This window comes from Paraburkholderia sartisoli (assembly GCF_900107685.1).
Lineage (GTDB): Bacteria > Pseudomonadota > Gammaproteobacteria > Burkholderiales > Burkholderiaceae > Paraburkholderia > Paraburkholderia sartisoli.
The window spans coordinates 463,513-488,112 of the sequence record NZ_FNRQ01000003.1; the positions used below are offsets into that span (position 1 = coordinate 463,513).

A 24,600-nucleotide genomic window follows, 5' to 3' on the forward strand; every position below is an offset into this window, starting at 1 on the left:
CTTAAAATTGAAGACCCGGCGACACGCTCGCGGGCATCTGCAGTTGGGCGCTTTCGACGGAAGCCATCGGATACGCGCAGTAATCGGCCGCGTAGTACGCGCTCGGCCGGTTGTTGCCCGAGCGCCCCGTGCCGCCGAACGGCGCGCCCGACGACGCACCGTTGGTCGGCCGGTTCCAGTTCACGATGCCGGCGCGAATGCCGCGCTGGAACTGCGTCCACAGCGCCTCGTCGTCCGCGAGCAGGCCCGCGGAAAGACCGAATCCGGTGTCGTTCGCGCGCTCGATCGCTTCATCGAAATTGCCATAGCGGATGATCTGCGCAAGCGGGCCGAAATGCTCTTCGTCGGGCAGGTTCCGCACGTGGGTCACATCGAGAATCGCGGGCGTGACGAAGCCGAGCTTCGGATCGCGCTGTTCCATCTTCAGCAGCGGTTTCGCACCGTCGGCGATGAGCCGCTCCTGTGCCGCGACGAGACGCGATGCCGCGCGCGCCGAGATCACCGCGCCCATGAACGGCTGCGGATTCGCGTTGTATTCGCCCACCGCGATGCGTGAGGTCACGTCGACAAGGCGCTCGACATAGCGGTCGCCGAACGCATCGCTGGGCACGAAGATGCGGCGCGCACACGTGCAGCGCTGGCCGGCCGACAGGAACGCGGATTGAATCGTGTGATGCACGGCGGCGTCGATGTCGCTGACGGGCGCGATCACGAGCGGGTTGTTGCCGCCCATTTCGAGCGCGAGCACGATCTCCGGACGGCCGCCAAACTGTTTGTGCAGCAGCGTGCCGGTATCCGAGCTGCCGGTGAAGAAGAGACCGTCGATCTGCCGGTGATTCGCAAGCGCGATACCGGTTTCCTTCTCGCCCTGCACGAGGTTCAGCACGCCTGCCGGCAGTCCCGCATCACGCCATACCTCGACGGTCGCCTGCGCGACGCCGGGTGCGAGTTCCGACGGTTTGAACACCACCGCATTGCCCGCGATCAGCGCCGGCACGATGTGGCCGTTGGGCAGGTGGCCCGGGAAATTGTATGGCCCGAACACCGCCACGACGCCATGCGGACGATGCCGCAGCACCGCGACGCCATCGGCCATTGGCGTGCGTTTCTCGCCGGTGCGCTCGTTGTATGCCTGAATCGATATCGCGACCTTCGCCGCCATCGACGCGGCTTCCGTGCGCGCTTCCCACAGCGGCTTGCCGGTCTCGCGGCCGATCGCTTCAGCCATCGCATCCTTGCGCTCCGTCAGCAGCCCGGCGAAGCGGCGCACGATCGCGATGCGGGCGTCGAAGTCGAGCGCGGCCCACGCTTGAAACGCGTTGCGGGCGCTGCGCACGGCGCGCTCGACGTCGTCGGCGGAGGCGCTGCGGCCTTCCCACACGACCTGATCCGTGCCCGGATTGCGCGAAGCGAAAACGGGACCGGTGCCGGCGACCCATTCGCCGTCGATGAAAAGCTCGTTCATGATCGTCCTTGTTTTGATTTCAGCGGCAGCACGCGCACGGCGTCGCCGGCACGCACGCCGAGCGCGGCGGCGTCCTCGGCCGTGAGACGGAACACGCCCGCCTCCGGCACGCCAGGCGCCACGCCCACGCGAAAATCGGTCAGCGAGGTATTCGAAACCAGCGCGCGCTGCCCTTCGTGATGCACGAGCGGCGCACCGGTTTCAACCGGCACGACCACGCTCTCGCGCACCGTGCGCAGGTCGGCGATATGGCATTCGAGCACCGGACCCGCATCGAAAATATCGACGTGATTCTCGTAGCGCAGCCCCTCCGATTCGAGCATGCGGCGCGCGGGAATCGTGTCGCTGTGCGTGAGCCCGACGCAATCCTGCGCTTCCTGCGGCAGCAGATCGACATACACCGGATAACGCGGCATCAGTTCGGCGAGGAACGCCTTGCGCCCGTGCGAGCTGAGGTAATCGGCCGCGTTGAAATCGATCTGGTAGAAATGCGAGCCGACCGCGCGCCAGAACGGCGACGATCCGTTCGCATCGAAATGCCCGCGCAGCTCGGCGCAGATACGTTGCGGAAAGCGCTCGGGAAACTGCGCGATAAACATGAAGCGCGAGCGCGACAGCAAACCGCCGACACCGCTCGTGCGATAGCGCGGGCTGAGAAAGAGCGAACACACTTCCGCGTAGCCCGTCAGATCGTGCGAGATGTTGAGCGCGCGCATCTTCGTCCAGATGCCGAGATCCTGGCTCGCATGCACCACCGTGCTCACGCGATAGTTGTAGAACGGCTGCTCGAGCCCGACCGCGGTTTCGATGCCGCAGACGCCCGCCACGTCACCCGTCGCCGTATCTTCCATCACGAAGAAGTAGCCTTCCTCGTGCGGCGCGGCCTGGCCTTCCATCGTGCGGCGCGCGCGTTCGACGCGCGCGGCCAGTGCGTCACGGTCCGGCTTGAACGTGGTGAGACCTGGGCCTGTCTCGTGAGCGAGCGCGACGAGCGCGTCCACATCGCCCGTCTGCACGACGCGAACGACGATCATTGTGCTTCTCCCGAGAATGCATTCTGTGCGGTCTGCGCGGTCTGATGAAGCGGCACGCAGCGTACCGTGTCGCCGTCCCGCACGCCGAGTGCGTCACGTACCGCGGCGGGCAACGCGGCGCCCGTTGCCCTGTCGACGGACAGATCCGCCAGCACGCAGCGGAAATCGCCTTCGCGGTTGCTCGCCACCAGATACGTCGGGCCCGCTGCGCTCGAAGCCGCTTCGCGCACCACGCGGTTTTCGTTGCGCGCCACGCACGCCGCGCGATCGACCTGCGCGGTGAGCACCGGGCCCGCGTCGAAAATATCGATGAAGCGATCGGTTTCGAAGCCTTCTTCCTGATGGATGTCGTAGGCGAGCAATGCCTTTTCGTCGGGCTCGCCCAGCACGCGCTGGGCGGCTTCCGGCAGCAACGGCACGTACACCGGATAGCTCGGCATGACTTCGGCGATGAACGTGCGGCTTCTGCCGCCCGATTCGATTTCGATGTCGGCGAAATCGCGGCCGAAGAACTTGCGACCCACCGCTTCCCAGAACGGCGACACGCCCGCATCGTCGGTTACGCCGAGCAGCAGCGAAAACACTTCTGGCGTGAAGCGCCTGCGGTTCGCGGCGATATACATCATGCGGGCGCGCGACATCAGATGCGCCGCCGCGTCGCCACGCAGCGACGGATCGATATAGAAACCCGCGAGACGGCTCTTGCCCGTCAGTTCGTGCGACATCGTGAGCGCGTGAATCTTGCGGCTGACGTGCAGCTCGCGCGACGCGTGGATCAGCGCGTCGTTACGGAACACGTAGAACGGTTCCGAATAACCCGCTGCCGCGACGATGCTCGCCGTGCCGAGCAGCTTGCCGGTGGCGGCATCCTCGAGCACGAACAGATAGAACTCCTCGCTCGGAAAATCGATTTCCGCGCGAAACGAATCCTCGGACAACGCGATGCGCGCTTCCAGCAGCCGCCGGTCGTGCGGCAGCGAATGCAGCACCGGTTGGGCCGTGCGCGCCATGTGTTCGAGCGCATCGAGATCGGCAAGACGGCTGGGGCGTACGAAGAGCATCATCGTTCCAGTGGTTGAATGCGATGCAGTGGATCAGCGTGCCGTTTCAGCAGTCGCCGCGGTCGTGGCGCTCGCGGTAATAACCGCCTCGATCGCCTTTTCGACGCGCGCGAGGCCTTCGTTCAGGTCGTCGAGCGGCATCACGAGCGACGGCGCGAAACGCAGCACGTCCGGGCCGGCCATCAGCATCATCGCGCCATGATTCGCGGCGGCGGTGACGAAGTCTTTCGCGCGGCCCCTGAACGGGTCGTTGAGTTCGGCGCCGATCAGGAGGCCCTTGCCGCGCACGTCCCTGAAGATGCCAAAACGTTCGTTGATCTTCGCGAGCTTCGCCTTCAGCAGTTCGCTGCGGGTGCGCACGCCTTCGAGCACGGCAGGCGCGCTGATCAGCTCGACCACCTTGTCGGCGACCGCGGCGGCGAGCGGATTGCCGCCGTACGTCGTGCCATGCACGCCCACCTTGAAATGCGCGGCGATCGCGGTCGTCGTCAGCATCGCGCCGATCGGGAAGCCGTTGCCGAGCGCCTTCGCGGTGGTCAGGATGTCCGGCGTCACGCCCGTGTCCTGATACGCGTAAAAATAGCCGCTGCGGCCCACACCCGTTTGTACCTCGTCAAAAATCAGCAGTGCGCCGTGCTTGTCGCAGGCTTCGCGCAGCGCCTTCAGGAACGCCGGATCGGCCGGGATCACGCCGCCCTCGCCCTGGATCGGCTCGACGATCACCGCGCACGTCTTCGCACCGATGGCCTTCAGCGCGGCCTCGGTGTCGTTGTACGGCAGGTGGATGATGCCTTCGGGAACCGGGCCGAAGCCTTCCGAATACTTCGCCTGGCCGCCGACGCTCACCGTGAAGAACGTGCGGCCATGAAACGACTGCGCGAACGACACGATTTCGTATTTGTCCGCGCCGAAACGGTCGAACGCGACGCGGCGCGCGAGCTTCAGCGCCGCTTCGTTTGCTTCGGCGCCCGAGTTCGCGAAGAACGCGCGGTCGGCGAACGTCAGCGCTTCGAGGCGTTTCGCGAGGCGCAGCACCGGCTCGTTCGTGTAACCGTTACCGACGTGCCACAACTGGCTGCCCTGCTCCTCCAGAACCTTCAGCAGCGCCGGATGCGAATGGCCGAGCGCCGTGACGGCGATGCCGCCCGCGAAGTCGACATAGTCGCGGCCCTGCGTGTCCCAGACGCGCGAACCCTCGCCGCGCACCGGCACGAACGCGGCGGGCGAGAACAGCGGCACCATCACTTCGTCGAAGGTCTGGCGCGTCACAGTCAGGTCGTTCATGGCAATTCCTCGTTCAGTAATGTCACTAGTGTAGGAAAACGCTCGCGAGCCGTCTTGCTCATACGCGACGCGTTTCTATTGAAACCCGTGTCCGGCGCATCGCCGGCACGTCGTCCGGACATCGTCAATCCGTATCGGGCGGCTCGATCAGCGCGGCCGGGCGCGGCTCACCAGGGGGTGCCGCGCCGCCGTGCTGCTTCTCGATGTAATTGCGACGATCCTCGCGCGGTGTGACGCCGAAATGTTCGCGATACGCGTTGGAGAAATGCGCCGCCGACGAAAACCCGCACGCGAGGCTGATCTGCACCACCGATTTGCTGGTGCGCTGAAGCTGCGTGCGCGCCTTCGAAAGCCGCAGCCCGTGGTAATAGCGCGACGGCATCGCCGCCAGGTACTGGCGAAACAGACGTTCGAGCTGGCGCCGCGACACGCCGACGAGAGTCGCGATTTCGTCGGTGGTGAGCGGGTCTTCGATGTTCGCTTCCATCAGCAGGAGCGCGTCGTTCAGGCGCGGATGACGCTCGCCGGGCGCGGTCACGAACGGAATGCGCTGACGCTCCTCGCCCGCGCGCAGCACGCCGACGCCGAGCGTATCGGCGATGCGGTCGGCCAGTTCCGGGCCGTGTTCGCGGCCGATCATCGCGAGCATGAAGTCGACCGTCGCCTGGCCGCCCGCGCAGGTGGCGCGGTCGCGGTCGATTGCGAAAATCTGCTGGGTGACGATCGAGCGTTCGAACTGTTCGGTGAACTGCTGGTAGGTTTCCCAGTTCACGCTCACGCGATAGCCGGAGAGCTGGCCCGCCATCGCGAGCCACCACACGCCGTGATGAATGCCGGTGACGAGCGGCGTGCGCTGTCCGACGCGTGAAAGGCTCGCGAGAAAGAGCCGGTAATCGGCGAACTGCTGAAAGCGCTCGCTGACGACGATCAGCCAGTCGCACGAAACCGCGTCGCCGAAGGCGGCATCGGCGGGCCACTGCGCGCCGCCCGACAGCGGCACGGGCCGGCCGTCCCACGAGCACACCTGCCAGCGATACAGCGCGCGTCCGTCGATTTCGTTGGCGAGCGTGAGCGCGTCGACAATCGGTCCGACGCCCGACATCGACACGGGCGGCAACGCAACAATCGCGACCTGGGTCGTACGTGCCGGACTGGACGGGCGAGGCATCTGGGTTTAAACCGCGTGAGCGGCAGGCATTATTTGAGGCTGCCGGACAGGAACTGCTTCAGGCGTTCGCTGCGCGGCGTGGTCAGCACTTCGGCGGGCAGGCCCTCTTCTTCCGTGCGCCCCTGATGCAGGAACATCACATGGTTCGACACGTTGCGCGCGAAACCCATTTCGTGCGTGACGACGATCATCGTGCGGCCTTCGTCGGCGAGCTTCTGCATCACCTTCAGCACTTCGCCGACGAGCTCGGGATCGAGCGCGGAAGTCGGCTCGTCGAACAGCATCACGTCCGGGTCCATCGCGAGCGCGCGCGCGATCGCGACGCGCTGCTGCTGGCCGCCGGAAAGATGCGACGGATACTGTTTTTCGAGGCGCGGCGCGAGACCGACCTTCTCCAGATACACGCGTGCGCGTTCTTCCGCTTCGCGCCGCGACAGGCCGAGCACGTGAATCGGCGCTTCGACGACGTTCTCCAGCACGTTCATGTGCGCCCACAAATTGAAGTGCTGGAACACCATCGCGAGTTTCGTGCGGATGCGTTGCAGCTGCTTGTGGTCGGCGACTTCGAGATTGCCGTGGCTGTCGGCTTTCGTGCGCACCGCTTCGCCATCGACGACGATCTGCCCGGCGTTCGGCCGCTCCAGAAAATTGATGCAACGCAGAAACGTGCTCTTGCCCGAACCGCTCGCGCCGATGATGCTGATCACGTCGCCCTTGTTCGCGTTCAGCGACACGCCTTTGAGCACTTCGTTGTCGCCGTAGCGCTTGTGGATGTCCTGCACGGCAAGCTTGCAGGCTTCGGTTTGAGTCGTATGGAGCAAGATGCTCTCCCGGTAAATACGCAGGCTGTTCTGCGAAAGGTGCAACACAGTGATCAGCGGCGTCACGCGCGCCGCCGGACCGGATCCGGCAATGGGCGCCTAGTGCGTGCGCACGGCCAGATACGCAAGCCAGCGGCGCTCGGCCCGCCGGAACCCGGCGACCAGCGCGAACGACACCGCGCAGTAGATCAGCGCCGCGATGCCGAACGCCTCGAATGAGCGGTAGGTGGCCGAATTCACGTCCCGCGCGACCTTGAGGATATCCGGCACCGTCGCGGTGAAGGCGACGGTCGTGGCGTGCAGCATCAGGATCACTTCGTTACTGTACAACGGCAGCGCGCGGCGCAGCGCGGACGGTATCACAATGCGGCGATACATCGTGAAGCCGCTCATGCCATACGCGCGGGCCGCTTCCACCTCGCCGTGCGGGGTCGAGCGGATCGCGCCCGCGAAAATCTCGGTCGTATAGGCGCAGGTGTTCAGCGCGAACGCGAGGATCGCGCAGTAAAAGCCGCTGCGAAAGAACGCGTCGAGCAACGAGTGCGCGCGCACGAATTCGAGGCTGTAGACACCGGTGTAGATCAGCAGCAACTGCACGTAAAGCGGCGTGCCGCGAAAGAGGTACGTATAGAAGCGCACCGGCATCGACAGCCAGCGCTTTTTCGACACGCGTGCGACAGCAAGCGGAATCGCCATCACGAAGCCGAAGCCAATCGAGACGACCAGCAGCCACAGCGTGACGGCGAGCCCCGACATGCGGTGGCCGTCCCAGAACAAAAACGCGCGCCAGTATTCGGTGAGAATTTCGGTCATGATGGCCTCAAAGGTCCGCGTGGCGTACGCCGATCGAGTAGCGTCGTGTGAGCCACACGAGCGCGAAGTTCGACACCGTCGTGATCGCGAGATAGATCAGCGCCGCGACGGCGATGAAGAAGAACATGTTGAACGTGCTTTTGCCCGCATCCTGGGCGGCCTTCACGACATCGGCCAGGCCGATGATCGAGACCAGCGCGGTCGCCTTCACGAGCACCTGCCAGTTGTTGCCGATGCCCGGCAGCGCGAAGCGCATCATCTGCGGAAACAGGATGCGGGTGAACACGCGCACGCCGCTCATGCCGTACGCGCTACCCGCTTCGAGCTGGCCGCGTGGCACCGCGAGAAACGCGCCGCGAAACGTCTCGGTGAAATACGCGCCGTAGATGAAGCCAAGCGTGAGCACGCCCGCGACGAACGGATCGATGTCGAACTGCGGCAGGTTGAGCGCGTCGGTGAAATTGTTGACCGCGATCTGGATGCTGTAGAAGAGCAGCAGCATCAGCACGAGGTCCGGCACCGAACGGATCAGCGTTGTGTAGCCGGTCGCGGCCATGCGCAGCGGCCGGTTGAACGAGAGTTTCGCCGCCGCGCCCGCGAGGCCGAGCAGCACGGATGCCGCGAGCGACAGCACCGAAAGCTCGATCGTCTGCATGGTGCCGGCAAGAAGCAGCGGACCAAAGCCGTATAGGACCACGGGTGTCTCCATCGAAATATTATCTTGAGGCCGCGGCCCGAACGCGTGCGGCGTCGGGGCGGTCTTCGTGCATGGCGCGGATACTCGCAGGCAAAAAAAATTTGCTCAAAGGCCCGCGCAGTTATTGCTGCGTCGCAGCAAACACCAATCGCATGCGGCTAAAGCGTTCGAGGCCCGTTCTGACGGGCCGGATCGTGCTGTAAGGGGATTGCATGCAGGGCTTGCCGGACGTGTTTTTGGCAAGTTTCGAGTCGCTTTTTCGATAGACGGAATGTGTGTGCGACAGGCCTTTTCGCTAGACTTGATGGTTCGTGGCCACGCCATCCAGCCAGTCGGTACGGCGGCCCTTGCCCTCACGTCACGCGAGTCCACCCATGACAGACCGGTTCGATCCCGCGACACTCGACGCCTATTCGCAAGGCGCCGCCCGCTACAGCCAGGACTGGCTCGACCAGCCGTCGCCCGCGGACATGTATGCGCTGCTTGCCACGCATCTGCTGCCAGGCGGGCTCACCGCCGATATCGGTTGCGGCAACGGGCGCGACGTCGCGTGGATGGCGGCGAACGGTTACCAGGTCACCGGCTTCGATGCGTCGCCGGGTTTGCTTGCCGAAGCGCGCCGGCTCAACCCGGATCTGACGTTTCGCGCGGCCTCGTTGCCTTCGCTCCCGGAGATAGACGAAACGTTCGATAGCGTCGTGTGCGAAACGGTGATCATGCATTTGCCGGCCACCTCGGTCACGCTCGCCATCGATAACCTGCTGCGTATCCTGAAGCCGAACGGCGTGCTGTATCTCTCGTGGCGCGTGACCGAAGGCGAAGACCAGCGGCACCAGGACGGCAGGCTCTATAGCGCGTTCGAACCCGCACTGGTGACAGACGCACTGAACGACTGCGCGATCCTGCTGTTCGAGGACGTGACGAGCGAAAGCTCGGGCAAGCGGATCTGCCGGGTGATCGCATCGAAGCGCGAAGGCGAAATCTGACACGCGCGTAGCGGGCGCGCTGCGCCCGCTCAGTTCATGCCGAGCCGCGCCCTGATTGCCGGCATCATGGTTTCGACGGCCGCGCGGCCCTCTTCGATCGCGGGTGCCGCGCGATGAAAATCGAAAATGCCCATGCCGCCAAGACGCGGCTGGATCAGGATATCCGCGGGTTCCCCGGCAAGCCGGCTGCGCGTGATGCGCACCTGCATGATGTCGATGCTCTGTGCGATCGAATTCAACATCGAAGGCACCTTTGCACTGGGCGGCGGCGGCACGCGCACGTCGCCCGTACCGCCCCGGTCGTTTTCGGGCGCGAGCCAGCGCGGCCACGGCTTGCCGTTCTTGCGCAACGCGACGGGCGGCGGCGCATCCGCTTCGGTGTCGCCAGACGCAGGCAGCGACAGGGGCATCGGTGTATCGGCCGCCATGCCGCCCAGATCGCGTCCGTTGAGGATGTCGCTATTCAGATCGATCGCGATCACACAATCGGCCCGCATCCCGCGCGCGGCTGAAACGGGTACCGGATTCGTCAGGCCACCGTCGACAAGCCACGCGCCGTCGTGCAGCACCGGCGTGAAGATGCCCGGAATCGCGATCGACGCGCGCACGGCGTCCACCACGCTGCCCTCCTGCATCCAGATCTCGCGGCCCGAATCGAGTTCGGTCGCGACAGCGGCGAACGGCATCTGGAGGTCGCGGATTTCGCAGCCGTTGAACCGTTCCGCGAAGAGCTGGATCACCTTGCGTCCGCCCAGCAATCCGCCGGAAAAACGCAGGTCGAGCAGCCGCACCACGGTTTGCCACGTCAGCCGCGAGACCCACTCCTCGAGCCAGTCGAGATCGCCGTTCGCGTAGACCGCCCCGATGAGCGCGCCGATCGACGTGCCGCACACGACGTCCGGCCGGATACCCGCGTCCTGTAGCGCGCGAATTGCGCCGATGTGGGCCCAGCCGCGGGCAGCGCCGCCGCCGAGGACGAGGCCGATGCGATGAGGCGGGCGTCGACGGATCATTTTTTGCTTTTGGGTCCCATGCGAGATATGGCTGTCAGCGTCCGCGGATGATGTCCGAACGCGACGTCGTATAAACCTTGCCCTGCGCGTCGAAATGCACGTTGAAGAACGCTTCGGGGGTCACGCCGCCTTCGAGCCACTTCCAGCTCCATACCGTTTCGGGTTTGAGCGGATAGCGCGCGACTTCACCGGGCTTGCCGAGCAGGCGCCGCACTTCGTCTTCGGTCATGCCGGCGTGGATCTTCGCGAAGTTCGCGGCGTTCAGCACCTGGGTGATGGCGGCCAGACGTCCGTCGCGGTCGATGTCGACCATGTACGTGTTGAGCCCTTGCGGGCCGCGCGGATACTCGAGACGTTTCGAGCCGTCGGTGAAGGTGCGCTCCGTTTCCGGTTTGCCCATCTGGCTTCGAATCTGGTCTTCGGTCGTGATGCCGGGTGTGAGGCCCTTGAGCAGCAGCGCATCCGGTTTGATGGCGTTAAAGAAATCCTTGAGTTTTTGCACGGCCTGGTCGGTCTGTTGGTCGTTGCACGCGGCAAGCGAAAGCGCCGCGGCAATCGCGAGCATGGCAACGAGGGGCAATCTGGAATGAAGCATCATCCTGATAGCGGCGCTCATGATGTATGAATGATGCGCTACAGGATAACCGCCCGCCATCAAAAGGGCGAGTTTTCGGCGGCGGGAGCGTGCATGCGCGCGAATCGAAAGCCTCACGACATGGTCGTGCAGGCAATCCGCAACATGGCATGACGTAACGCCCTGCCCTTCGCGCGGACATAAAAAAAGACGCCTGGCAGCGGCGCGGCATGCGGTGCCACAGGTCAGGCGAGCGCCTGCGTGTGTCCGCGATGCCGACCGCTGCTCGCGGTCGTCTGGTCCCTCGACTTGAATCGATTCGGGTGACGACAATCTAGACGCAATCCGGCGCTTAGGCGAGAGCGCGTTTACACCGACTAGACCGGTTCGAAATGAATCCGGTCATCACGCGAACGCGCTACAGGATGCGTGACGTGAAAAAATCGCGCACCGCTCGACGCTTTATCCAGCGATTCAAATTCGTGTGAATGAACGTGGCGTCATGTGGAAGCGCATCCACAAGAACGACAGCACGCGGATCGTGGCGTCGACGGTTGCGTCAATTGACCTGACCGGTCCGGATCGCCCGGGTTTGTTCTGCGTAGCCGACCTACGCGTGACAATGCCGGGCCGGTCAGCGTCAAATGCCCAGCACGGTTGTCGCTTCCTGCGAGACCGTCTGCGTGTCCACGCAGGAAGCGGCATCTTCACGCTATCGCGTACCGGATACGCTTTCTGTGCGACGTCACACGCATGCGCCTTTTTCGTGCAGCGCATGCATCGGCATGAACGTGGGCATTAACGTGGACACAAGCGCGGTGCGCTGCAACACCCTTTCGCAGACAGGGGCATGTTTCGGTCGCCAGCGAGAATACGGGCGCTTTGGCACAATCGCGCTTTGCCTGTCCCGCGGGCGGCCCGACGCGCATCCGGATACTTCGTCCGGCGCGGTCCGCCATGCGTGAGGCGTCGGACACCGTTGCCATGATTCCTTTTTCCGTTCTCGATCTTTCTCCCATCAACGTCGGCGCGAGCGCGTCGCAGGCGTTCAAAAACACGCTGGATCTCGCGCAGCACGTCGAAACGTGGGGCTATCACCGTTACTGGCTCGCCGAGCATCACAACATGACCGGCATCGCGAGCGCCGCCACCTCGGTGGTGATCGGTCACGTGGCGGGCGGCACGCGGCGCATCCGTGTCGGCTCTGGAGGCGTGATGCTGCCGAACCACGCGCCGCTCGTGATCGCCGAACAGTTCGGCACGCTCGAATCGCTGTACCCTGGGCGGATCGATCTCGGCCTCGGGCGCGCGCCGGGCACCGACCAGACGACCGCCCGTGCGTTGCGGCGCGACCTGCAGGGCAGCGCCGATACGTTCCCGGACGACGTCGTCGAACTGCAGCGCTATTTCGCCGAACCCGTATCCGGCCAGCGCGTGCGCGCCGTGCCCGGCGCCGGCCTGCAGGTGCCGATCTGGCTGCTCGGGTCGAGCCTCTTCAGCGCGCAGCTGGCCGCCGCGCTCGGCCTGCCCTTCGCGTTCGCGTCGCACTTCGCGCCGGACCACATGCTGACGGCGTTACGCCTGTACCGCTCGCAGTTCCGCCCTTCCGCCGCGCTCGAGCGGCCCTATGCGATGGTCGGCGTCAACCTGTTCGCCGCGGATACAAACGACGAAGCGCAGCTTCTGATGACGTCGCTGCAACAGCAGTTCGTCAACCTGCGACGCGGCACGCCCGGCCAGCTGCAACCGCCCGTCGCGCGCATTCAGGCGACGGAGCAGGAATTGAGCGGCGTCGCGCATTCGCTCGCGTATTCGGTGGTGGGCGATCGCGACACCGTGCGCGCGGGCCTGCTTTCGGTGATCGAGGAGACCGGCGCCGACGAGTTGATGCTGACCGCGCAGATCTTCGATCACGCGGCGCGCCTGCGGTCGTTTGAAATCGCGGCTCAGGTGCGCGATGAACTCATCGCGGGCTAGCGGTAAGTCGCGGGGTCGCGCGGCTGACGGCGCCAGACCGTCGATACCCCGACAGACCTGCATGCTCCTTTTCAGATATTTCACAGCCGTCATCTAATGGCGGCTTCTCGCGTCGCCCTGTGCTTCGCGCTCGAGCGCGACCGTCGCGAGGTCTTCCAGAAGCTTCTCATGGGTGCGCCAGAAGATATCGGGCGCTTCCTTCGCCATGCCGATCCAGAGCGGCCCTTGCATTGTCTCTTCAGTCCAGAGGTGGCAACCGCGGGATGTCGGCGTGATGATCCAGGCGTGATAGGCCCTGGATTCTCTCGAAGCCTTCGGCCCGCCACCCCAGGCGATGCGGGCGATGGGATCGAACTCCTGTACCGACGCGAAGACGTCCTGGCCAGCCAGATTCGTTTCAAAGCGCGTGCCGGCTTGCAACAGCTCATGTCCGTCCAGCAGTTCGACGTGCTTGACGCCAGGATAGAAACGGGGCCACGCCTTGGGATCAATGAGAAGAGACCAGATCGTTGCGGGCGAAACGGCAACCTCGAGCTCATTCGTGAAATGGATGGGCGAGCGGCTGGGTGCCATGTCTGAAGGCCAATGGATCGCTTCGAACATATCGTGATTCATGGTTGGGATTTGGGTTTGATTTGAAGCTTGCCGGGACGGCAGAATCCCGCTTGCCCTCAGGGCGCCCGTCGCGGCGCAACCCTGTCAGGCATCGGCTCAGGGGATCGAGCGAATGACACCGCCATCGACGCGCAATGCCGCGCCGCTCGTACCGGAGGCCTGCGCGGAGCAGACATACACCACCATGCTGGCAACTTCTTCGGTCGACGTGAACCGGTTGAGCAGCGTGGTCGGGCGCATCGTTTTCAGGAAGTTCTGCTCCGCTTCCTCCTGCGTGATGCCCTGCTCCCCGGCGGTCGCTTTCATCCAGTTGCCCAGAATTTCGGAGCGGGTCGGCCCCGGCAGCACCGCGTTGACGGTCACCCCGGTGCCGCCCACCAACTCTGCGAGTCCTCTCGATACGGCGAGTTGCGCCGTCTTGGTCATGCCGTAGTCGATCATCTCCCTGGGGATCATGACCGCGGACTCGCTGCTGATGAACACGACCCGTCCCCAGCCGCGCTTGACCATGGCCGGCAGATAGTGCCGTGCGGCGCGCACGCCGCTCATCACGTTGAGCTGGAAGAGGTCGAGCCATTCGCTGTCGCTCTGCTCGAAGAAACCATTCAGATGGGCGGTACCGAGGTTATTGACGAGGATGTCGGCATCCGCCACCTGCGCCACGAGGGCGGCCGATCCCTCCGCGGTGGAAAGGTCGGCGGCAACGCCGGTCAATTCCGCGTCGGGCACGAGAGCCCGGATCTCCTCCAGCGCGGCGGCTACGCGCTGCTCTGTGCGCCCGTTGACCACGACCGATGCGCCTGCGCGGGCGAGGCCCTCGGCGATCGCGCGGCCGATGCCCGCCGTCGAGCCGGTAACGATGGCCTTGCGGCCTTTGAGTTCGATCTTCATGGATTTTTCCTCTGGGTAGGGATGGCGGAGCGATTGGAGCGATTGATCCGCCGATCCGGTTCATCGACACGGGCACACGCAAAGCCAGACTTCGTTCAAGTGCAAGCCGGTTCGCTGGTCCGCGCGCAAACAGTCAAACGCGCGCCTTGAAACTGACGCATCACCTGGCGTGATTCGCGACTTCCGCCTCCGCCGCACGCGCGAGGCGCTCGACCCAATCCTGGTGATAGCGATAAAGCCCACCAGGATGCTGGCGTCCGAGCACGTCGAGGAACCAGGGACCTTGTTGCGTCTCTTCCGTCAGCACGTGGCAACCTTCGTCGGTCGGCGTGATCACCCAACCGTGGTAAGCGCTGGAACCGGTCTCGTCGCCGTCGACGGTGGTCGCCCACGCGAGCCTTCGGTTCGGCACGTATTCGGTCACCACCAGGCTCATCGGGAAGCCGACCGTCACGCGGCTGTAGCGGGTTCCCAAGGCCAGTTCCGACTCGCCGGACAGGATCTCGACCTTATCCTCGGGCGGGAAATAGCTCGACCAGTTCGTCGCGTCGACGAGCAGCTTCCACACCACTTCGGGCGGTGCTTTCACGTCGATGTCGTTGAGCGCGTAGATGGCCGACGTTTTCGGGTCGTAGCGCTCTGGCCAGATGACATGGTCGTACACGGCTTATTGCTCCTTCTTGAACAGGTCCTGGAAAATCAGCGGCGCCCAGCTCCTGTCGCGGGCCTGCACGAGTTGACCGCCCCCGGCGATCTTGCCGAGACTGACGGGCGCATAGCCGAGCCGTTCGACAAGAGCGGCGACTGTCGCGCTTGCAGCCTCGTCGTCGCTGGACAGAAAGATCACGCGACGGCCACCGGCACCGAGGGGATTCTCGGCAAGCACATTGGCGGGCAAATGATTGAACGCCTTGACAAGGGATGCGCCCGGAAACGCTTTCGCCACGATCGCTGAGGAAGGCAGGTTGTCCAGCTCGGACAGCGGCACGCCATAGGCGTTGGTGGCGTCGATGACGACTTTGCCTTTCCAGCTCGCCGCAGCCTGGGCGACGTCACGGTGCGCCCGGAACGGGACCGCCAGGATGATCACGTCGGCGTCGAGCGCCGCCTGTAGCGTGAGCGGAACCACCTTGTCACCCAGTTCGCTGGCCATGGGCGCGATGGACTGCGGCCCGCGCGTGTTCGCGATGCCGACCGTGATGCCGCTCCGGGCGAATTGACGGGCGATGGCGGCACCGACGCTGCCGCTGCCGATGATGGAATAGGTCATGAAAACTCCTGGACTGGATGGACTTCAATCTGCGTGACGTGAAGCCCCGCAGATGGGTTTCACGAGAACGTCGCTGCGTTGCGAGAATCATGGCAGTGCGCCACACATCTGGGAAGACGGTATATCGAGATACAATCCATCTCTCTCAGAGATGGATGACGCATCAATGCTGGATGGGATCTCGCTGGATCAACTCAGAACCTTCATCGCCGCCGTGGACGAGGGCAGCTTCTCGGCCGCGGCCAGAAAGCTCAACCGGGTTCAGTCCGCGGTGAGCGGCTGGGTCGGCGGACTGGAAGATCAATTAGGCGTCGCGCTGTTTGACCGCTCGGGCCGGTTCCCGAAGCTCACTGCGCAGGGCGTGCTGCTGCTCGCTGACGCCCGCAACATCGTCTCCGGCGTGGATACGCTGAAGGCACGAGCCAGACTCATGACTTCGGGCGTGGAGGCGGAACTCTCGGTGGTGGTCGATGTTTTCTTCCCGACGGCAATGATCAGTGCCGTCGGGAAGGCATTCGCAGAGCGGTTTCCGTTGACTCCGCTGCGGCTTTTCGTCGAGGGCCTGGGAGCGGCTTATCAACCCGTTCTGGATGGGCGATGCAGTCTGGGCATACTGCCGCCGCTGCCGCAGGCGTTTCCGTCACTGGTTAGCGAGCGACTTGGCGAACTGCCGGTGGTCGCAGTCGCTTCGGCATGCCACCCCCTCGCAAGCGTGGGTCATCGGATACCGCGGCATGAACTGGCCAGACATGTCCAACTGGTGCTGACAGACAGGTCCGATCTCACCGCGGGTCGTGACTTTGGCGTTGCGTCGGCCTCGACCTGGCGCCTCGCCGACCTGTCGACGAAATATGCGTTTCTCAAAGACTGCGTGGGATGGGGGGGAATGCCCTTGCACATGGTCGAGAAGGACATTGCGGCAGGTACATTGGTCGTTCTGGACGTGGACGACATGCCGCCCAGCGGCTGGATGCTGACAATGTCGGTCTATCACCAGCCTTCGCAGCCGCCAGGACCCGCAGGCAAATGGTTCGTCGACCACTTGAAGACCCTATGGGAGCAATCTGACGCCGTCCACGCGCCCTAGCAGGTTCCGGCTCTCTTCCTGGAATGCTCGCCTTGTGGACATCCCGGCCGTTATTCGATCACGCTTCCGCTGCCTCGCGACGACCAGACGCCCGACTCATCGGTCGAGCCGGTGCAGAACGCATGCAGTTGGCGGCGTCTACCCCAGTCGCGCTTTACCGGCCGACCAGAGCCTGTCCGCAAGCGGTCTCACCGGAAATCCGTCGAGAACAGTAAAAATAGCTCGAGGCAATTTCGCCTGGCGGTGAACAACGCAGGAGTACGGTGGCACGACAGAAAGCCGTTTGAACCCTCACCGATTCGTCGGCACCGCCGCCAGCCCATCGAGCAGCGCCTTATGAAACGCCTGCGGATCCTGCATCTGCGGCGCGTGACCAAGGTCCGCGAATTCCACCAGCGTCGCGTGCGGGATCGCCTTCGCAGCAGCCCTGCCCAGTTCGGGGTAGTGACCTAGCTTCGCGCGCACCGCGGGAGGCGCAGCATCCTTGCCGATCGCGGTGGTGTCCTTCTGCCCGATCAGCAGCAGTGTCGGCATGCTCAACTGCCCGAGTTCATACACAACAGGCTGCGTATAGATCATGTCGTAAAGCAGCGCCGAATCCCACGCCACTTCCTTCCTGCCCGGCCCTCGATACATGCCGGCCAGCATCTGCACCCACGGCTCGTATTCCGGGCGCCACGTCCCCGAGTAATACGTCGCCTGCTCGTAACGGCGGATACCGTCCGCGCTCGTCTTCAGTTCCCGTTCGTACCACTGGTCGACCGATAACGAAGGGACGCCCTTCGCTTTCCAGTCCTCGAGACCGATCGGGTTCACGAGCACCAGTTGCCGCGTCTCTTCCGGATACATCAGCGCATAGCGGATCGCGAGCATGCCGCCCGTCGAATGCCCGATCACGGTGACGTTGTCCGCGCCAATCGACGCGAGCAGCGCATGCGTGTTGCGCGCGAGCTGCTGGAAGCTGAACTGGTAGTGAGCCGGCTTGCTCGACTTGCAGAACCCGATCTGGTCGGGCGCGACGACGCGATAGCCGGCGTCGCTCAACCGCTGGATCGTGGTTTCCCACGTCGCGGAGCAGAAGTTCTTGCCGTGCAGCAGGACCACTGTGCGACCGTTCGGATGAGCGGGCCGGATGTCCATGTACGCCATGTGCAGCGTTTCGCCCTGCGACGTGAACTCGAACTGCTGGACCGGCGCCGGATAGTTGAAACCCTGCAGTTCGGGACCGTAAGCGGGGCCGTCGGCGCTGTCGCCGGCCGCGAGCGCGGTAATCGAGCCAGACGATACGGAAAACGCGACCGCAAGCACAACGGCAATCGCAATGGCCGCAACAGGCAGGAATCGGCGACGAAATTTCATGGGCATGAAAGAGAGGCGAACGCAGATGAACGGAACCGGCAGTCCCAACAAAACGCAGCAGAACCGGGCATGAACCAGTAAGCCACCCGCAAGCTGCCCCCCGCGAAACCTTGCGCAAAACCCGCACGGCCGGCAAGCCGCTGATTCTACGTCGTGCGTGCCCGACGCGCTGGCCACGCCGTTGCCGGCGTGACCAGCGCCCCGCTCCGTGGCACGCCCATTGCGCCCTTAAAAAACACGCTTTGCGGTACACCGCACGCCCAGGCAGGACGAATCGGGGCGATACTGGCAGCGCCGGCGGCATCCAGACATGGCGCGCCCCCACATAATCCAGACTATGCGTGGGCGACGATTCAATGCTAAAACTGTCAGGCGAAGTGACGAATAAAACAATGGCGTTGCGACCGGGGGAAACCATCATGGAGACGAAAACATGGAAACTCCGGCAAGCCTCAACGATCTGCAACGCTCCACGCTCGCCATTGTGCTGGCCGGCGGCCGCGGCACCCGTCTCGGGCCGCTCACGAACAAGCGCGTCAAACCGGCCGTTCATTTCGGCGGCAAATACCGGATCATCGACTTCGCCCTGTCGAACTGCCTGAATTCGGGCATTCGCCGCATCGCGGTCGTCACGCAGTACAAGGCGCATTCGCTGATACGCCACGTGCAGCGCGGCTGGGGTTTCCTGCGCGGCGAATTCAACGAGTTCATCGACCTGTGGCCCGCGCAGCAACGCGTCGAAGGCGCGCACTGGTATCGCGGCACGGCCGACGCCGTGTTCCAGAATCTCGACATCATCCGCTCGATCAAGCCGAAGTACGTCGTCGTACTGGCGGGCGATCACATCTACAAGATGGATTACACGCGCATGATCATGGACCACGCGGAAAGCGGCGCGGACTGCACGGTCGGCTGTATCGAGGTGCCGCGCATGGAAGCGGTGGCGTTCGGCGTGATGCACGTGGATGAGAACCGGCGCGTCACGGGCTTTGTCGAAAAACCCGCCGATCCGCCGGCGATGCCGGGCCGCCCCGACGTCGCGCTCGCCAGCATGGGCATTTACGTGTTCGACGCACAGTACCTCTACACGCTGCTCGAGGAAAACATCACGAGCGCCGCGACGGATCACGATTTCGGCAAGGACATCCTGCCGCGCGTCGTCACGCAGGGGCACGCGATCGCGCATCCTTTCAGCATGTCGTGCGTGTCGTCGGGCAACGAGACGGAACCGTACTGGCGCGATGTCGGCACGATCGACGCGTACTGGGCGGCAAATCTCGACCTCGCCTCGACGATCCCGACGCTCGACCTGTACGACCCGAACTGGCCGATCTGGACGCACATGCAGCAGTTGCCGCCCGCCAAGTTCGTGCGCGACATGAACGGCCTGCAGGGTTCGGCCACGAACCTGATCGTCTGCGGCGGCTGCGTGGTGTCCGGCTCGCAAATTTCGCGCTCGGTGCTGTCGTCGAATTGCGTCGTGAATTCGTTCTGTAACATCAATGAGGCAGTCTTGCTGCCACAGGTGACGATCGGACCGAGCTGCCGGCTGCGCAAGGTCGTGATCGACCGGGGCTGCACGATTCCGGAAGGCACCGTGATCGGCGAAGACCCGGTGCAGGACAGCGAACGGTTCTATCGCACCGAGAGCGGCGTCGTGCTCGTCACCCCGGATGCCCTGCGGCGACAGGCAGGCCACCCGGCGATCGGGGCATGACATCAACCGTCGCATCGACCTGGAGTCTCACTTATGACGACGCGCGCCCTGCACGTCGCGAGCGAGTTGTACCCGCTCCTGAAAACCGGCGGACTCGCCGACGTGGTCGGCGCGCTGCCGCCCGCGCTGATCGAACGTGGCGCCGACGTGCGCGCGCTGCTGCCGGGTTTTCCGCCAGTCGTGAGCGGCCTCGCCGACCTGCGGCCGGTGGCGAACCTCGGGAGCCGCTTCGGCGCGGCCCCCGTGACGCTCGAACTCGGCACGCTGGCGGCGACGGGCCTGCAGGTGTACGTCATCCGCGCCGACGAGCTGTACACGCGCCACGGCAACCCGTATCTCGACGACGACCACGTGCCGTACGGCGACAACGCGCAGCGTTTCGCGCTGCTCGGCTGGACCGCCGCGCAGCTGGCGCAGCACGCCGATCCGTCGTGGGCGCCGCAGATCGTTCACGCGCACGACTGGCACGCGGGTCTCGCGCCCGCTTATCTGAAAGCGGCCGAACGCGAACGGGGCAAGCCCGTCGCGCGCAGCATCTTCACCGTGCACAACCTCGCGTATCAGGGCATTTTTCCGGCGCAGCAGTTCGGACAGCTCGGCCTGCCCGCGGATTTCTTCAACATGCACGGCGTCGAGTTTTACGGCCAGCTGTCTTTCCTGAAAGCCGGCCTCTATTACGCCGACCGCATCACCACCGTCAGCCCGACTTACGCACGCGAAATCCAGACGCTCGCGCAAGGCGGCGGGCTCGACGCGCTGCTGCGCGAACGCGCGCACGACCTGAGCGGCATTCTGAACGGCGTCGATTATTCGATCTGGTGTCCGGCGAACGACGCCGCCCTGCCCGCGCGCTACACGAGTGCGCGGCTCGCCGGCAAACGGGCCTGCAAGGAAGCGTTGCAAAAGCGCTTCGGCATCGCGCAGAAAAGCGACGCGCTGCTGTTCGGCGTGGTGAGCCGCCTGACGGAGCAGAAGGGTCTCGACCTGCTGCTTGCCGCCCTGCCTGAAATCATCAAGCGCGGAGGCCAGCTCGTCGTGCTCGGCACCGGCGACCCGGCGCTTGAAAACGGGCTGCTGCGTGTGGCGCAGGCGCATCCGGATGCGGTCGCCGTCGAGCGCGGCTTCGACGAGGCGCTCGCGCATGAAATCGTCGCGGGCAGCGACGTGATCGCGGTGCCGTCGCGCTTCGAGCCGTGCGGGCTCACGCAGCTTTACGCGCTCGCCTACGGTTCGCTGCCGCTCGTGCATTGCGTGGGTGGCCTTGCCGACACGGTGGTCGACGCGTCGCTCGAAAACCTGGCCGACGATCTCGCGACCGGGTTCGTGTTCGTCCACTTCACGCCCGACGCGCTGCAGGGCGCGATCCGGCGCGCGTTCGCGCTCCATGCGCGGCGCACCGAATGGAAGGCCACGCAGCAACGCGCGATGCGTCAGGACTTCGGCTGGGGCGCCTCGGCGGAACAATATCTGGCGCTGTATCGCGGGCTGGTTTGACGCCGGTGCGCCCGGCGCGCGCCGCGGGATGCGCGAAAACGCGCTGACGTGATGGTTCGGCGCAACATCGCAGGGCCGGATCGGGTCCACGCGCGCCAAAACTCGGGTATTGTTCCTGAATGCGCTGCAGCACGCGCGAATGGCTGGGATCGCCGTGCTGTGTTCAAAGCAGTTGCCGGAAGCGACGCTTCCGGCAACGGGTTCGCACATCCCTTGTCCATTTCATTGCAAGCGGCGCGCCGTGTTCGCGCCGACGAAGCACACCATGAAAAACGTTCTGAGCATTCAGTCGCACGTCGTCTTCGGTCATGCGGGCAACAGCGCCGCGGAGTTTCCGATGCGCCGCCTCGGCGTCAACGTGTGGCCGCTCAATACGGTGCAGTTCTCCAATCACACGCAGTACGGCCACTGGACAGGCAGCGCGATCGATGCCGCGCAGCTGGAGGATCTCGTCGACGGCATCGGCGCGATCGGCATGCTGCCACGCTGCGACGCGGTGCTCTCGGGTTACCTGGGCACGCCCGACCAGGGCCAGGCCGTGGTCGAAATCGTGCGTGCCGTGAAGGCCGCAAACCCGAACGCCTGGTTCTTCTGCGATCCGGTGATGGGTTCGGCGCCGGGCGGCGCGTCGGGCAGCTGCAAGGTCAAGCCCGGCATCGAGGAGTTCCTGGTGCGCACGATGCCCGAAATCGCCGACGGCATGGCGCCCAACCATATCGAACTGCAACGGCTGGTCGGGTGCGAAATCGAAACCGTCGAGGAAGCCGTGACCGCGTGCCGCGAAGTGATCCAGCGTGGGCCGAAAATCATGCTCGTGAAGCATCTGTTCGATCGCAACACGCCCGCCGACCGCTTCAACATGCTCGTCGTCACCGAACACGAGGCGTGGATGGGGCAGCGTCCGCTGTATCCGTTCGCACGCCAGCCGGTCGGCGTCGGCGACCTGACGAGCGCGGTGTTCGTCGCGCGAACGCTGCTTGGCGACCCGGTGCGCGCGGCGTTCGAGCACACGATCGCGGCCGTCAACGCGGTCGTCAAGGCGACGTGGGAAGCGCATCGCTATGAACTCGAACTGGTCGCGGCGCAAAACGAAATCGCGTATCCGCGCGACTGGTTCGATGCGTGGATCGTGAACGAAACCGGTTGAGCAAGGCGACCGGAAAACGGGCAATGCGCAAACGGCCCGCACCGGTGCGTGGTTTCGCAACGTCCTATAATTCGTGCCCGGGCTGATACGCCTCTCGCAGGCGTACAGGTCATATCGGCCGTATCAGGCGAACCACACGCGTCACCGCAACAAGTGAAAGAGGCACAGATGGACGGACACATCCGCAGCGAGCGGGAAGAAATTTTCGAGGAATTGTGCATCAGCGTCGACGCCGACGAAGCGCACGAACAGGAAGCCATCGAGTACTTCGAGAGCCAGTTCGGCGAGGCGGATTTCGATCCGGCGCAATGGCTCGACATCGCGCTCTACTATTCGCCGGCGGTGGCGGGCGGCATCATCGATCTCGTCACGGCCGACGACAAGGCGCGCAGCAACATCGCCGACATCATCGCGGACAATCTCGACATCTCGTACGGCGAGGACGAATGCCAGCAGTTCGCGGAAACGATCCAGTTCGCGATGGCGAATGGCGTGCCGGTCGACCTCGACGTGGTGCTCGACGGCTGCATGCGCGCCATCGACGACCTCGACACCTGGGCGGAAGAAGACGTCAAGGAACCGCTCATTCGCCTGCGCGAAGAACTGCTGCGCCTGCAAGGCGAGCACTGATATGCCGGCCGGCGCACCCGCGCCGGCTTCCGGCTGGCACCGCCCTTCCCGTCTCCCGCTGTAGCCGCGCCTTTCGCCTCTGAGGTCATTCCCTGGTCTCGCGCCCGCGCGGCCTGTGCTGAAATGCTCATTCAAAGCGCCGCGAACTGCCAAGACGGCCTCAAATTGGCTTTCTATATTCGCGCCAGATTGATCAATATGATCGGGCTGGCCGCGAATTGCTCCGTTTGCTTCGATCGCCGCGCGCGTCCTGCCCGTACCGTCAGTTTCCGTTTGTGAACCTTGTCGATGGAAGGAGAGACCATGAGTCTTCGCAAGACGATGCAACCCTTCGCCGTGCTGGTCGGCGCTGCCCTGACGCTCGCGCCGCTGTCCGGCTTCGCGGAAGACCTGACGGTCAAGGTCGGCTTTGCCGCGCCCCTGACGGGCGTGAATGCCGGCTACGGGAAAGACCTGCAAAACGGCGTGCGGCTCGCGATCGACGAGGCGAATGCACAGAAGATCAAGATCGGCGACAAGGTCGCGCATTTCGATCTGGTCTCCGAAGACGATCAGGCCGACCCGCGTATCGGCGTGCAGGCCGCGCAGAAGCTGGTCGACGGCGGAGTCTCGGTGGTCGTCGGCCACTTCAACTCGGGCACGACGATTCCGGCTTCGCAGATCTATGAGCAGGCCGGCATTCCGGTCATCGATCCGGCCGCGACGAATCCGACGATCACGGGCCGCGGTTTCGCCAACACGTTCATGGTGATTTCCACCGACGCGCAAAACGCCGGCAATGCGGGCGTCTACGCCGTCGAGGTAACGAAGGCCAAACGCATCGCGATCATCGACGACCGCACCGCGTTCGGCCAGGGCGAGGCCGACGAGTTCGAAAAAGCCGTGAAGGCGCACGGCGGCACGATCGTCACGCGCGAGTACACCGACAACAAGTCCGTCGATTTCAGCACGCAGCTCACGAAGATCAAGTCGACCAACGCCGACCTGATTTTCTTTGGCGGCCTCGACACGCAGGCAGCCGGTATCGCCAAAAGGATGAAGCAGCTGGGAATCACGGCGCAGCTCGTGGGCGGCGGCGGCGTCGAAGACCCCGAGTTCATCAAGCTCGCGGGCGATGCGGCCGAAGGCGTGATGGCCTGGGAATACGGCCGGCCGCTGTCGCAACTGCCCGGCGGCAAGGACTTCTCGCAGAAGTTCAAGCAGCGCTTTGGCGTCGATATCCTGTCGTATGCGCCGTTCGGTTATGACGCGGCGTGGGCGGCGATCAAGGCGATGGAGGCCGCGAAATCGTCGACGCCCAACGTGTACCGGCCGGCGCTCAAGAGCATCAACTTCGAGGGCATCACCGGCACGATCGCGTTCGACAGCACCGGTGCACTCAAGAACGCATCCTCGACGCTGTATCAGGTCAAGGACGGCGTATGGGTGCCGATCGTCACCAAGAAGGGCGTGTAAGCGCTTTTGATGTTGCTGATGTAGCGTTCGCGCGGCTCGCCG

23 protein-coding genes are annotated in these 24,600 nt (G+C 64.4%); 8 read left to right on the top strand and 15 right to left on the bottom strand.

Translation table 11 applies throughout. The features are described from left to right. Window position 1 precedes the first annotated feature (1 nt). From astD to BLV45_RS13420, 8 genes are all read right to left on the bottom strand, one after another. The gene (astD, locus tag BLV45_RS13385) at window positions 2-1,465 is read right to left on the bottom strand and encodes a succinylglutamate-semialdehyde dehydrogenase (protein WP_090533660.1); all 1,464 of its coding nucleotides are present in this window, start codon (window positions 1,463-1,465) and stop codon (window positions 2-4) included. After that, the gene (astA, locus tag BLV45_RS13390) at window positions 1,462-2,499 is read right to left on the bottom strand and encodes an arginine N-succinyltransferase (RefSeq protein WP_090533662.1); all 1,038 of its coding nucleotides are present in this window, start codon (window positions 2,497-2,499) and stop codon (window positions 1,462-1,464) included. Before astA ends, astD begins: the two co-directional genes overlap by 4 nt. Continuing rightward, complete coding sequence (gene aruF, locus BLV45_RS13395) at window positions 2,496-3,560, bottom strand: arginine/ornithine succinyltransferase subunit alpha (protein ID WP_090533664.1); 1,065 nt, start codon at window positions 3,558-3,560, stop codon at window positions 2,496-2,498. The genes astA and aruF overlap by 4 nt, the downstream gene beginning before the upstream one ends. Window positions 3,561-3,593: 33 nt before the next feature. Further along, window positions 3,594-4,844 carry an aspartate aminotransferase family protein gene (locus tag BLV45_RS13400; protein WP_090533666.1) on the bottom strand — a complete coding sequence of 417 codons (1,251 nt, stop codon included), beginning with the start codon at window positions 4,842-4,844 and terminating at the stop codon, window positions 3,594-3,596. Between the two features lie 124 nt (window positions 4,845-4,968). Continuing rightward, entirely contained in the window at window positions 4,969-6,012 is a 1,044-nt protein-coding gene (locus BLV45_RS13405; RefSeq protein ID WP_090533668.1) for a GlxA family transcriptional regulator, read from the bottom strand. Window positions 6,013-6,041: 29 nt separating this feature from the next. After that, a complete protein-coding gene (locus tag BLV45_RS13410) occupies window positions 6,042-6,833 on the bottom strand; it encodes an ABC transporter ATP-binding protein (RefSeq protein ID WP_090533901.1) in 792 nt (263 codons plus the stop codon). A gap of 99 nt (window positions 6,834-6,932) precedes the next feature. Continuing rightward, the gene (locus tag BLV45_RS13415) at window positions 6,933-7,646 is read right to left on the bottom strand and encodes an ABC transporter permease (RefSeq protein WP_090533670.1); all 714 of its coding nucleotides are present in this window, start codon (window positions 7,644-7,646) and stop codon (window positions 6,933-6,935) included. A 7-nt stretch (window positions 7,647-7,653) separates the two neighbouring features. Further along, a complete protein-coding gene (locus BLV45_RS13420; RefSeq protein ID WP_090533672.1) occupies window positions 7,654-8,343 on the bottom strand; it encodes an ABC transporter permease in 690 nt (229 codons plus the stop codon). Window positions 8,344-8,717: 374 nt separating this feature from the next. Between BLV45_RS13420 and BLV45_RS13425 the strand changes: the two genes are divergently transcribed. Further along, window positions 8,718-9,329 carry a class I SAM-dependent methyltransferase gene (locus BLV45_RS13425; protein WP_090533674.1) on the top strand — a complete coding sequence of 204 codons (612 nt, stop codon included), beginning with the start codon at window positions 8,718-8,720 and terminating at the stop codon, window positions 9,327-9,329. Between the two features lie 29 nt (window positions 9,330-9,358). On the opposite strand, the gene BLV45_RS13430 is transcribed toward BLV45_RS13425, so the two are convergent. Continuing rightward, on the bottom strand, window positions 9,359-10,342 hold the full coding sequence (locus tag BLV45_RS13430) for a patatin-like phospholipase family protein (RefSeq protein WP_090533676.1): 984 nt from the start codon (window positions 10,340-10,342) through the stop codon (window positions 9,359-9,361). A 34-nt stretch (window positions 10,343-10,376) separates the two neighbouring features. Further along, window positions 10,377-10,907, bottom strand: coding sequence for a hypothetical protein (locus BLV45_RS13435; protein ID WP_407671011.1), 531 nt, complete (start codon window positions 10,905-10,907; stop codon window positions 10,377-10,379). Window positions 10,908-11,900: 993 nt separating this feature from the next. Between BLV45_RS13435 and BLV45_RS13440 the strand changes: the two genes are divergently transcribed. Beyond that, window positions 11,901-12,893 (top strand): LLM class flavin-dependent oxidoreductase, encoded by a 993-nt coding sequence (locus BLV45_RS13440; RefSeq protein WP_090533906.1) that lies wholly within the window; start codon window positions 11,901-11,903, stop codon window positions 12,891-12,893. Between the two features lie 93 nt (window positions 12,894-12,986). On the opposite strand, the gene BLV45_RS13445 is transcribed toward BLV45_RS13440, so the two are convergent. From BLV45_RS13445 to BLV45_RS13460, 4 genes are all read right to left on the bottom strand, one after another. Then, a complete protein-coding gene (locus BLV45_RS13445; protein ID WP_090533678.1) occupies window positions 12,987-13,496 on the bottom strand; it encodes an SRPBCC domain-containing protein in 510 nt (169 codons plus the stop codon). A 108-nt stretch (window positions 13,497-13,604) separates the two neighbouring features. Beyond that, window positions 13,605-14,399, bottom strand: a complete 795-nt coding sequence (locus BLV45_RS13450) for an SDR family NAD(P)-dependent oxidoreductase (RefSeq protein WP_090533680.1) — start codon at window positions 14,397-14,399, stop codon at window positions 13,605-13,607. 160 nt (window positions 14,400-14,559) lie between these two features. Further along, window positions 14,560-15,063 (bottom strand): SRPBCC domain-containing protein, encoded by a 504-nt coding sequence (locus tag BLV45_RS13455; protein WP_090533682.1) that lies wholly within the window; start codon window positions 15,061-15,063, stop codon window positions 14,560-14,562. A 3-nt stretch (window positions 15,064-15,066) separates the two neighbouring features. Continuing rightward, a complete protein-coding gene (locus BLV45_RS13460) occupies window positions 15,067-15,669 on the bottom strand; it encodes an NADPH-dependent F420 reductase (protein WP_090533684.1) in 603 nt (200 codons plus the stop codon). Window positions 15,670-15,835: 166 nt separating this feature from the next. On the opposite strand from BLV45_RS13460, the gene BLV45_RS13465 reads away from it, so the two are divergent. Continuing rightward, window positions 15,836-16,756, top strand: coding sequence for a LysR family transcriptional regulator (locus BLV45_RS13465; RefSeq protein WP_090533909.1), 921 nt, complete (start codon window positions 15,836-15,838; stop codon window positions 16,754-16,756). A 291-nt stretch (window positions 16,757-17,047) separates the two neighbouring features. On the opposite strand, the gene BLV45_RS13470 is transcribed toward BLV45_RS13465, so the two are convergent. Beyond that, window positions 17,048-18,115 carry an alpha/beta fold hydrolase gene (locus tag BLV45_RS13470; protein ID WP_407671008.1) on the bottom strand — a complete coding sequence of 356 codons (1,068 nt, stop codon included), beginning with the start codon at window positions 18,113-18,115 and terminating at the stop codon, window positions 17,048-17,050. Window positions 18,116-18,548: 433 nt separating this feature from the next. Here BLV45_RS13470 and glgC point away from each other — a divergent pair, with 433 nt between their 5' ends. The 5 genes from glgC (at window position 18,549) to BLV45_RS13495 (ending at window position 24,558) form a co-directional block, all read left to right on the top strand. Beyond that, a complete protein-coding gene (gene glgC / locus BLV45_RS13475; RefSeq protein ID WP_090533688.1) occupies window positions 18,549-19,832 on the top strand; it encodes a glucose-1-phosphate adenylyltransferase in 1,284 nt (427 codons plus the stop codon). Window positions 19,833-19,865: 33 nt separating this feature from the next. Next, window positions 19,866-21,326 carry a glycogen synthase GlgA gene (gene glgA, locus BLV45_RS13480; protein ID WP_090533690.1) on the top strand — a complete coding sequence of 487 codons (1,461 nt, stop codon included), beginning with the start codon at window positions 19,866-19,868 and terminating at the stop codon, window positions 21,324-21,326. Between the two features lie 265 nt (window positions 21,327-21,591). After that, the gene (pdxY, locus tag BLV45_RS13485) at window positions 21,592-22,473 is read left to right on the top strand and encodes a pyridoxal kinase PdxY (RefSeq protein ID WP_090533911.1); all 882 of its coding nucleotides are present in this window, start codon (window positions 21,592-21,594) and stop codon (window positions 22,471-22,473) included. Between the two features lie 168 nt (window positions 22,474-22,641). After that, entirely contained in the window at window positions 22,642-23,103 is a 462-nt protein-coding gene (locus BLV45_RS13490) for a hypothetical protein (protein ID WP_090533692.1), read from the top strand. Window positions 23,104-23,406: 303 nt separating this feature from the next. Then, entirely contained in the window at window positions 23,407-24,558 is a 1,152-nt protein-coding gene (locus BLV45_RS13495; RefSeq protein ID WP_090533694.1) for a branched-chain amino acid ABC transporter substrate-binding protein, read from the top strand. Window positions 24,559-24,600: the final 42 nt, after the last annotated feature.

Bases quoted from the DNA above. Each gene is read 5' to 3' on its own strand.
- glgC (WP_090533688.1), top strand. From the start codon at position 18,549: ATGGAAACTCCGGCAAGCCTCAACGATCTGCAACGCTCCACGCTCGCC.
- BLV45_RS13445 (WP_090533678.1), bottom strand. From the start codon at position 13,496: ATGTTCGAAGCGATCCATTGGCCTTCAGACATGGCACCCAGCCGCTCG.
- BLV45_RS13470 (WP_407671008.1), bottom strand. From the start codon at position 18,115: ATGAAATTTCGTCGCCGATTCCTGCCTGTTGCGGCCATTGCGATTGCC.
- glgA (WP_090533690.1), top strand. From the start codon at position 19,866: ATGACGACGCGCGCCCTGCACGTCGCGAGCGAGTTGTACCCGCTCCTG.
- BLV45_RS13415 (WP_090533670.1), bottom strand. From the start codon at position 7,646: ATGACCGAAATTCTCACCGAATACTGGCGCGCGTTTTTGTTCTGGGAC.
- BLV45_RS13440 (WP_090533906.1), top strand. From the start codon at position 11,901: ATGATTCCTTTTTCCGTTCTCGATCTTTCTCCCATCAACGTCGGCGCG.
- astA (WP_090533662.1), bottom strand. From the start codon at position 2,499: ATGATCGTCGTTCGCGTCGTGCAGACGGGCGATGTGGACGCGCTCGTC.
- astD (WP_090533660.1), bottom strand. From the start codon at position 1,465: ATGAACGAGCTTTTCATCGACGGCGAATGGGTCGCCGGCACCGGTCCC.
- BLV45_RS13450 (WP_090533680.1), bottom strand. From the start codon at position 14,399: ATGAAGATCGAACTCAAAGGCCGCAAGGCCATCGTTACCGGCTCGACG.
- BLV45_RS13425 (WP_090533674.1), top strand. From the start codon at position 8,718: ATGACAGACCGGTTCGATCCCGCGACACTCGACGCCTATTCGCAAGGC.
- BLV45_RS13400 (WP_090533666.1), bottom strand. From the start codon at position 4,844: ATGAACGACCTGACTGTGACGCGCCAGACCTTCGACGAAGTGATGGTG.
- aruF (WP_090533664.1), bottom strand. From the start codon at position 3,560: ATGCTCTTCGTACGCCCCAGCCGTCTTGCCGATCTCGATGCGCTCGAA.
- BLV45_RS13490 (WP_090533692.1), top strand. From the start codon at position 22,642: ATGGACGGACACATCCGCAGCGAGCGGGAAGAAATTTTCGAGGAATTG.
- BLV45_RS13465 (WP_090533909.1), top strand. From the start codon at position 15,836: ATGCTGGATGGGATCTCGCTGGATCAACTCAGAACCTTCATCGCCGCC.
- BLV45_RS13495 (WP_090533694.1), top strand. From the start codon at position 23,407: ATGAGTCTTCGCAAGACGATGCAACCCTTCGCCGTGCTGGTCGGCGCT.
- BLV45_RS13460 (WP_090533684.1), bottom strand. From the start codon at position 15,669: ATGACCTATTCCATCATCGGCAGCGGCAGCGTCGGTGCCGCCATCGCC.
- pdxY (WP_090533911.1), top strand. From the start codon at position 21,592: ATGAAAAACGTTCTGAGCATTCAGTCGCACGTCGTCTTCGGTCATGCG.
- BLV45_RS13435 (WP_407671011.1), bottom strand. From the start codon at position 10,907: ATGCTCGCGATTGCCGCGGCGCTTTCGCTTGCCGCGTGCAACGACCAA.
- BLV45_RS13405 (WP_090533668.1), bottom strand. From the start codon at position 6,012: ATGCCTCGCCCGTCCAGTCCGGCACGTACGACCCAGGTCGCGATTGTT.
- BLV45_RS13430 (WP_090533676.1), bottom strand. From the start codon at position 10,342: ATGATCCGTCGACGCCCGCCTCATCGCATCGGCCTCGTCCTCGGCGGC.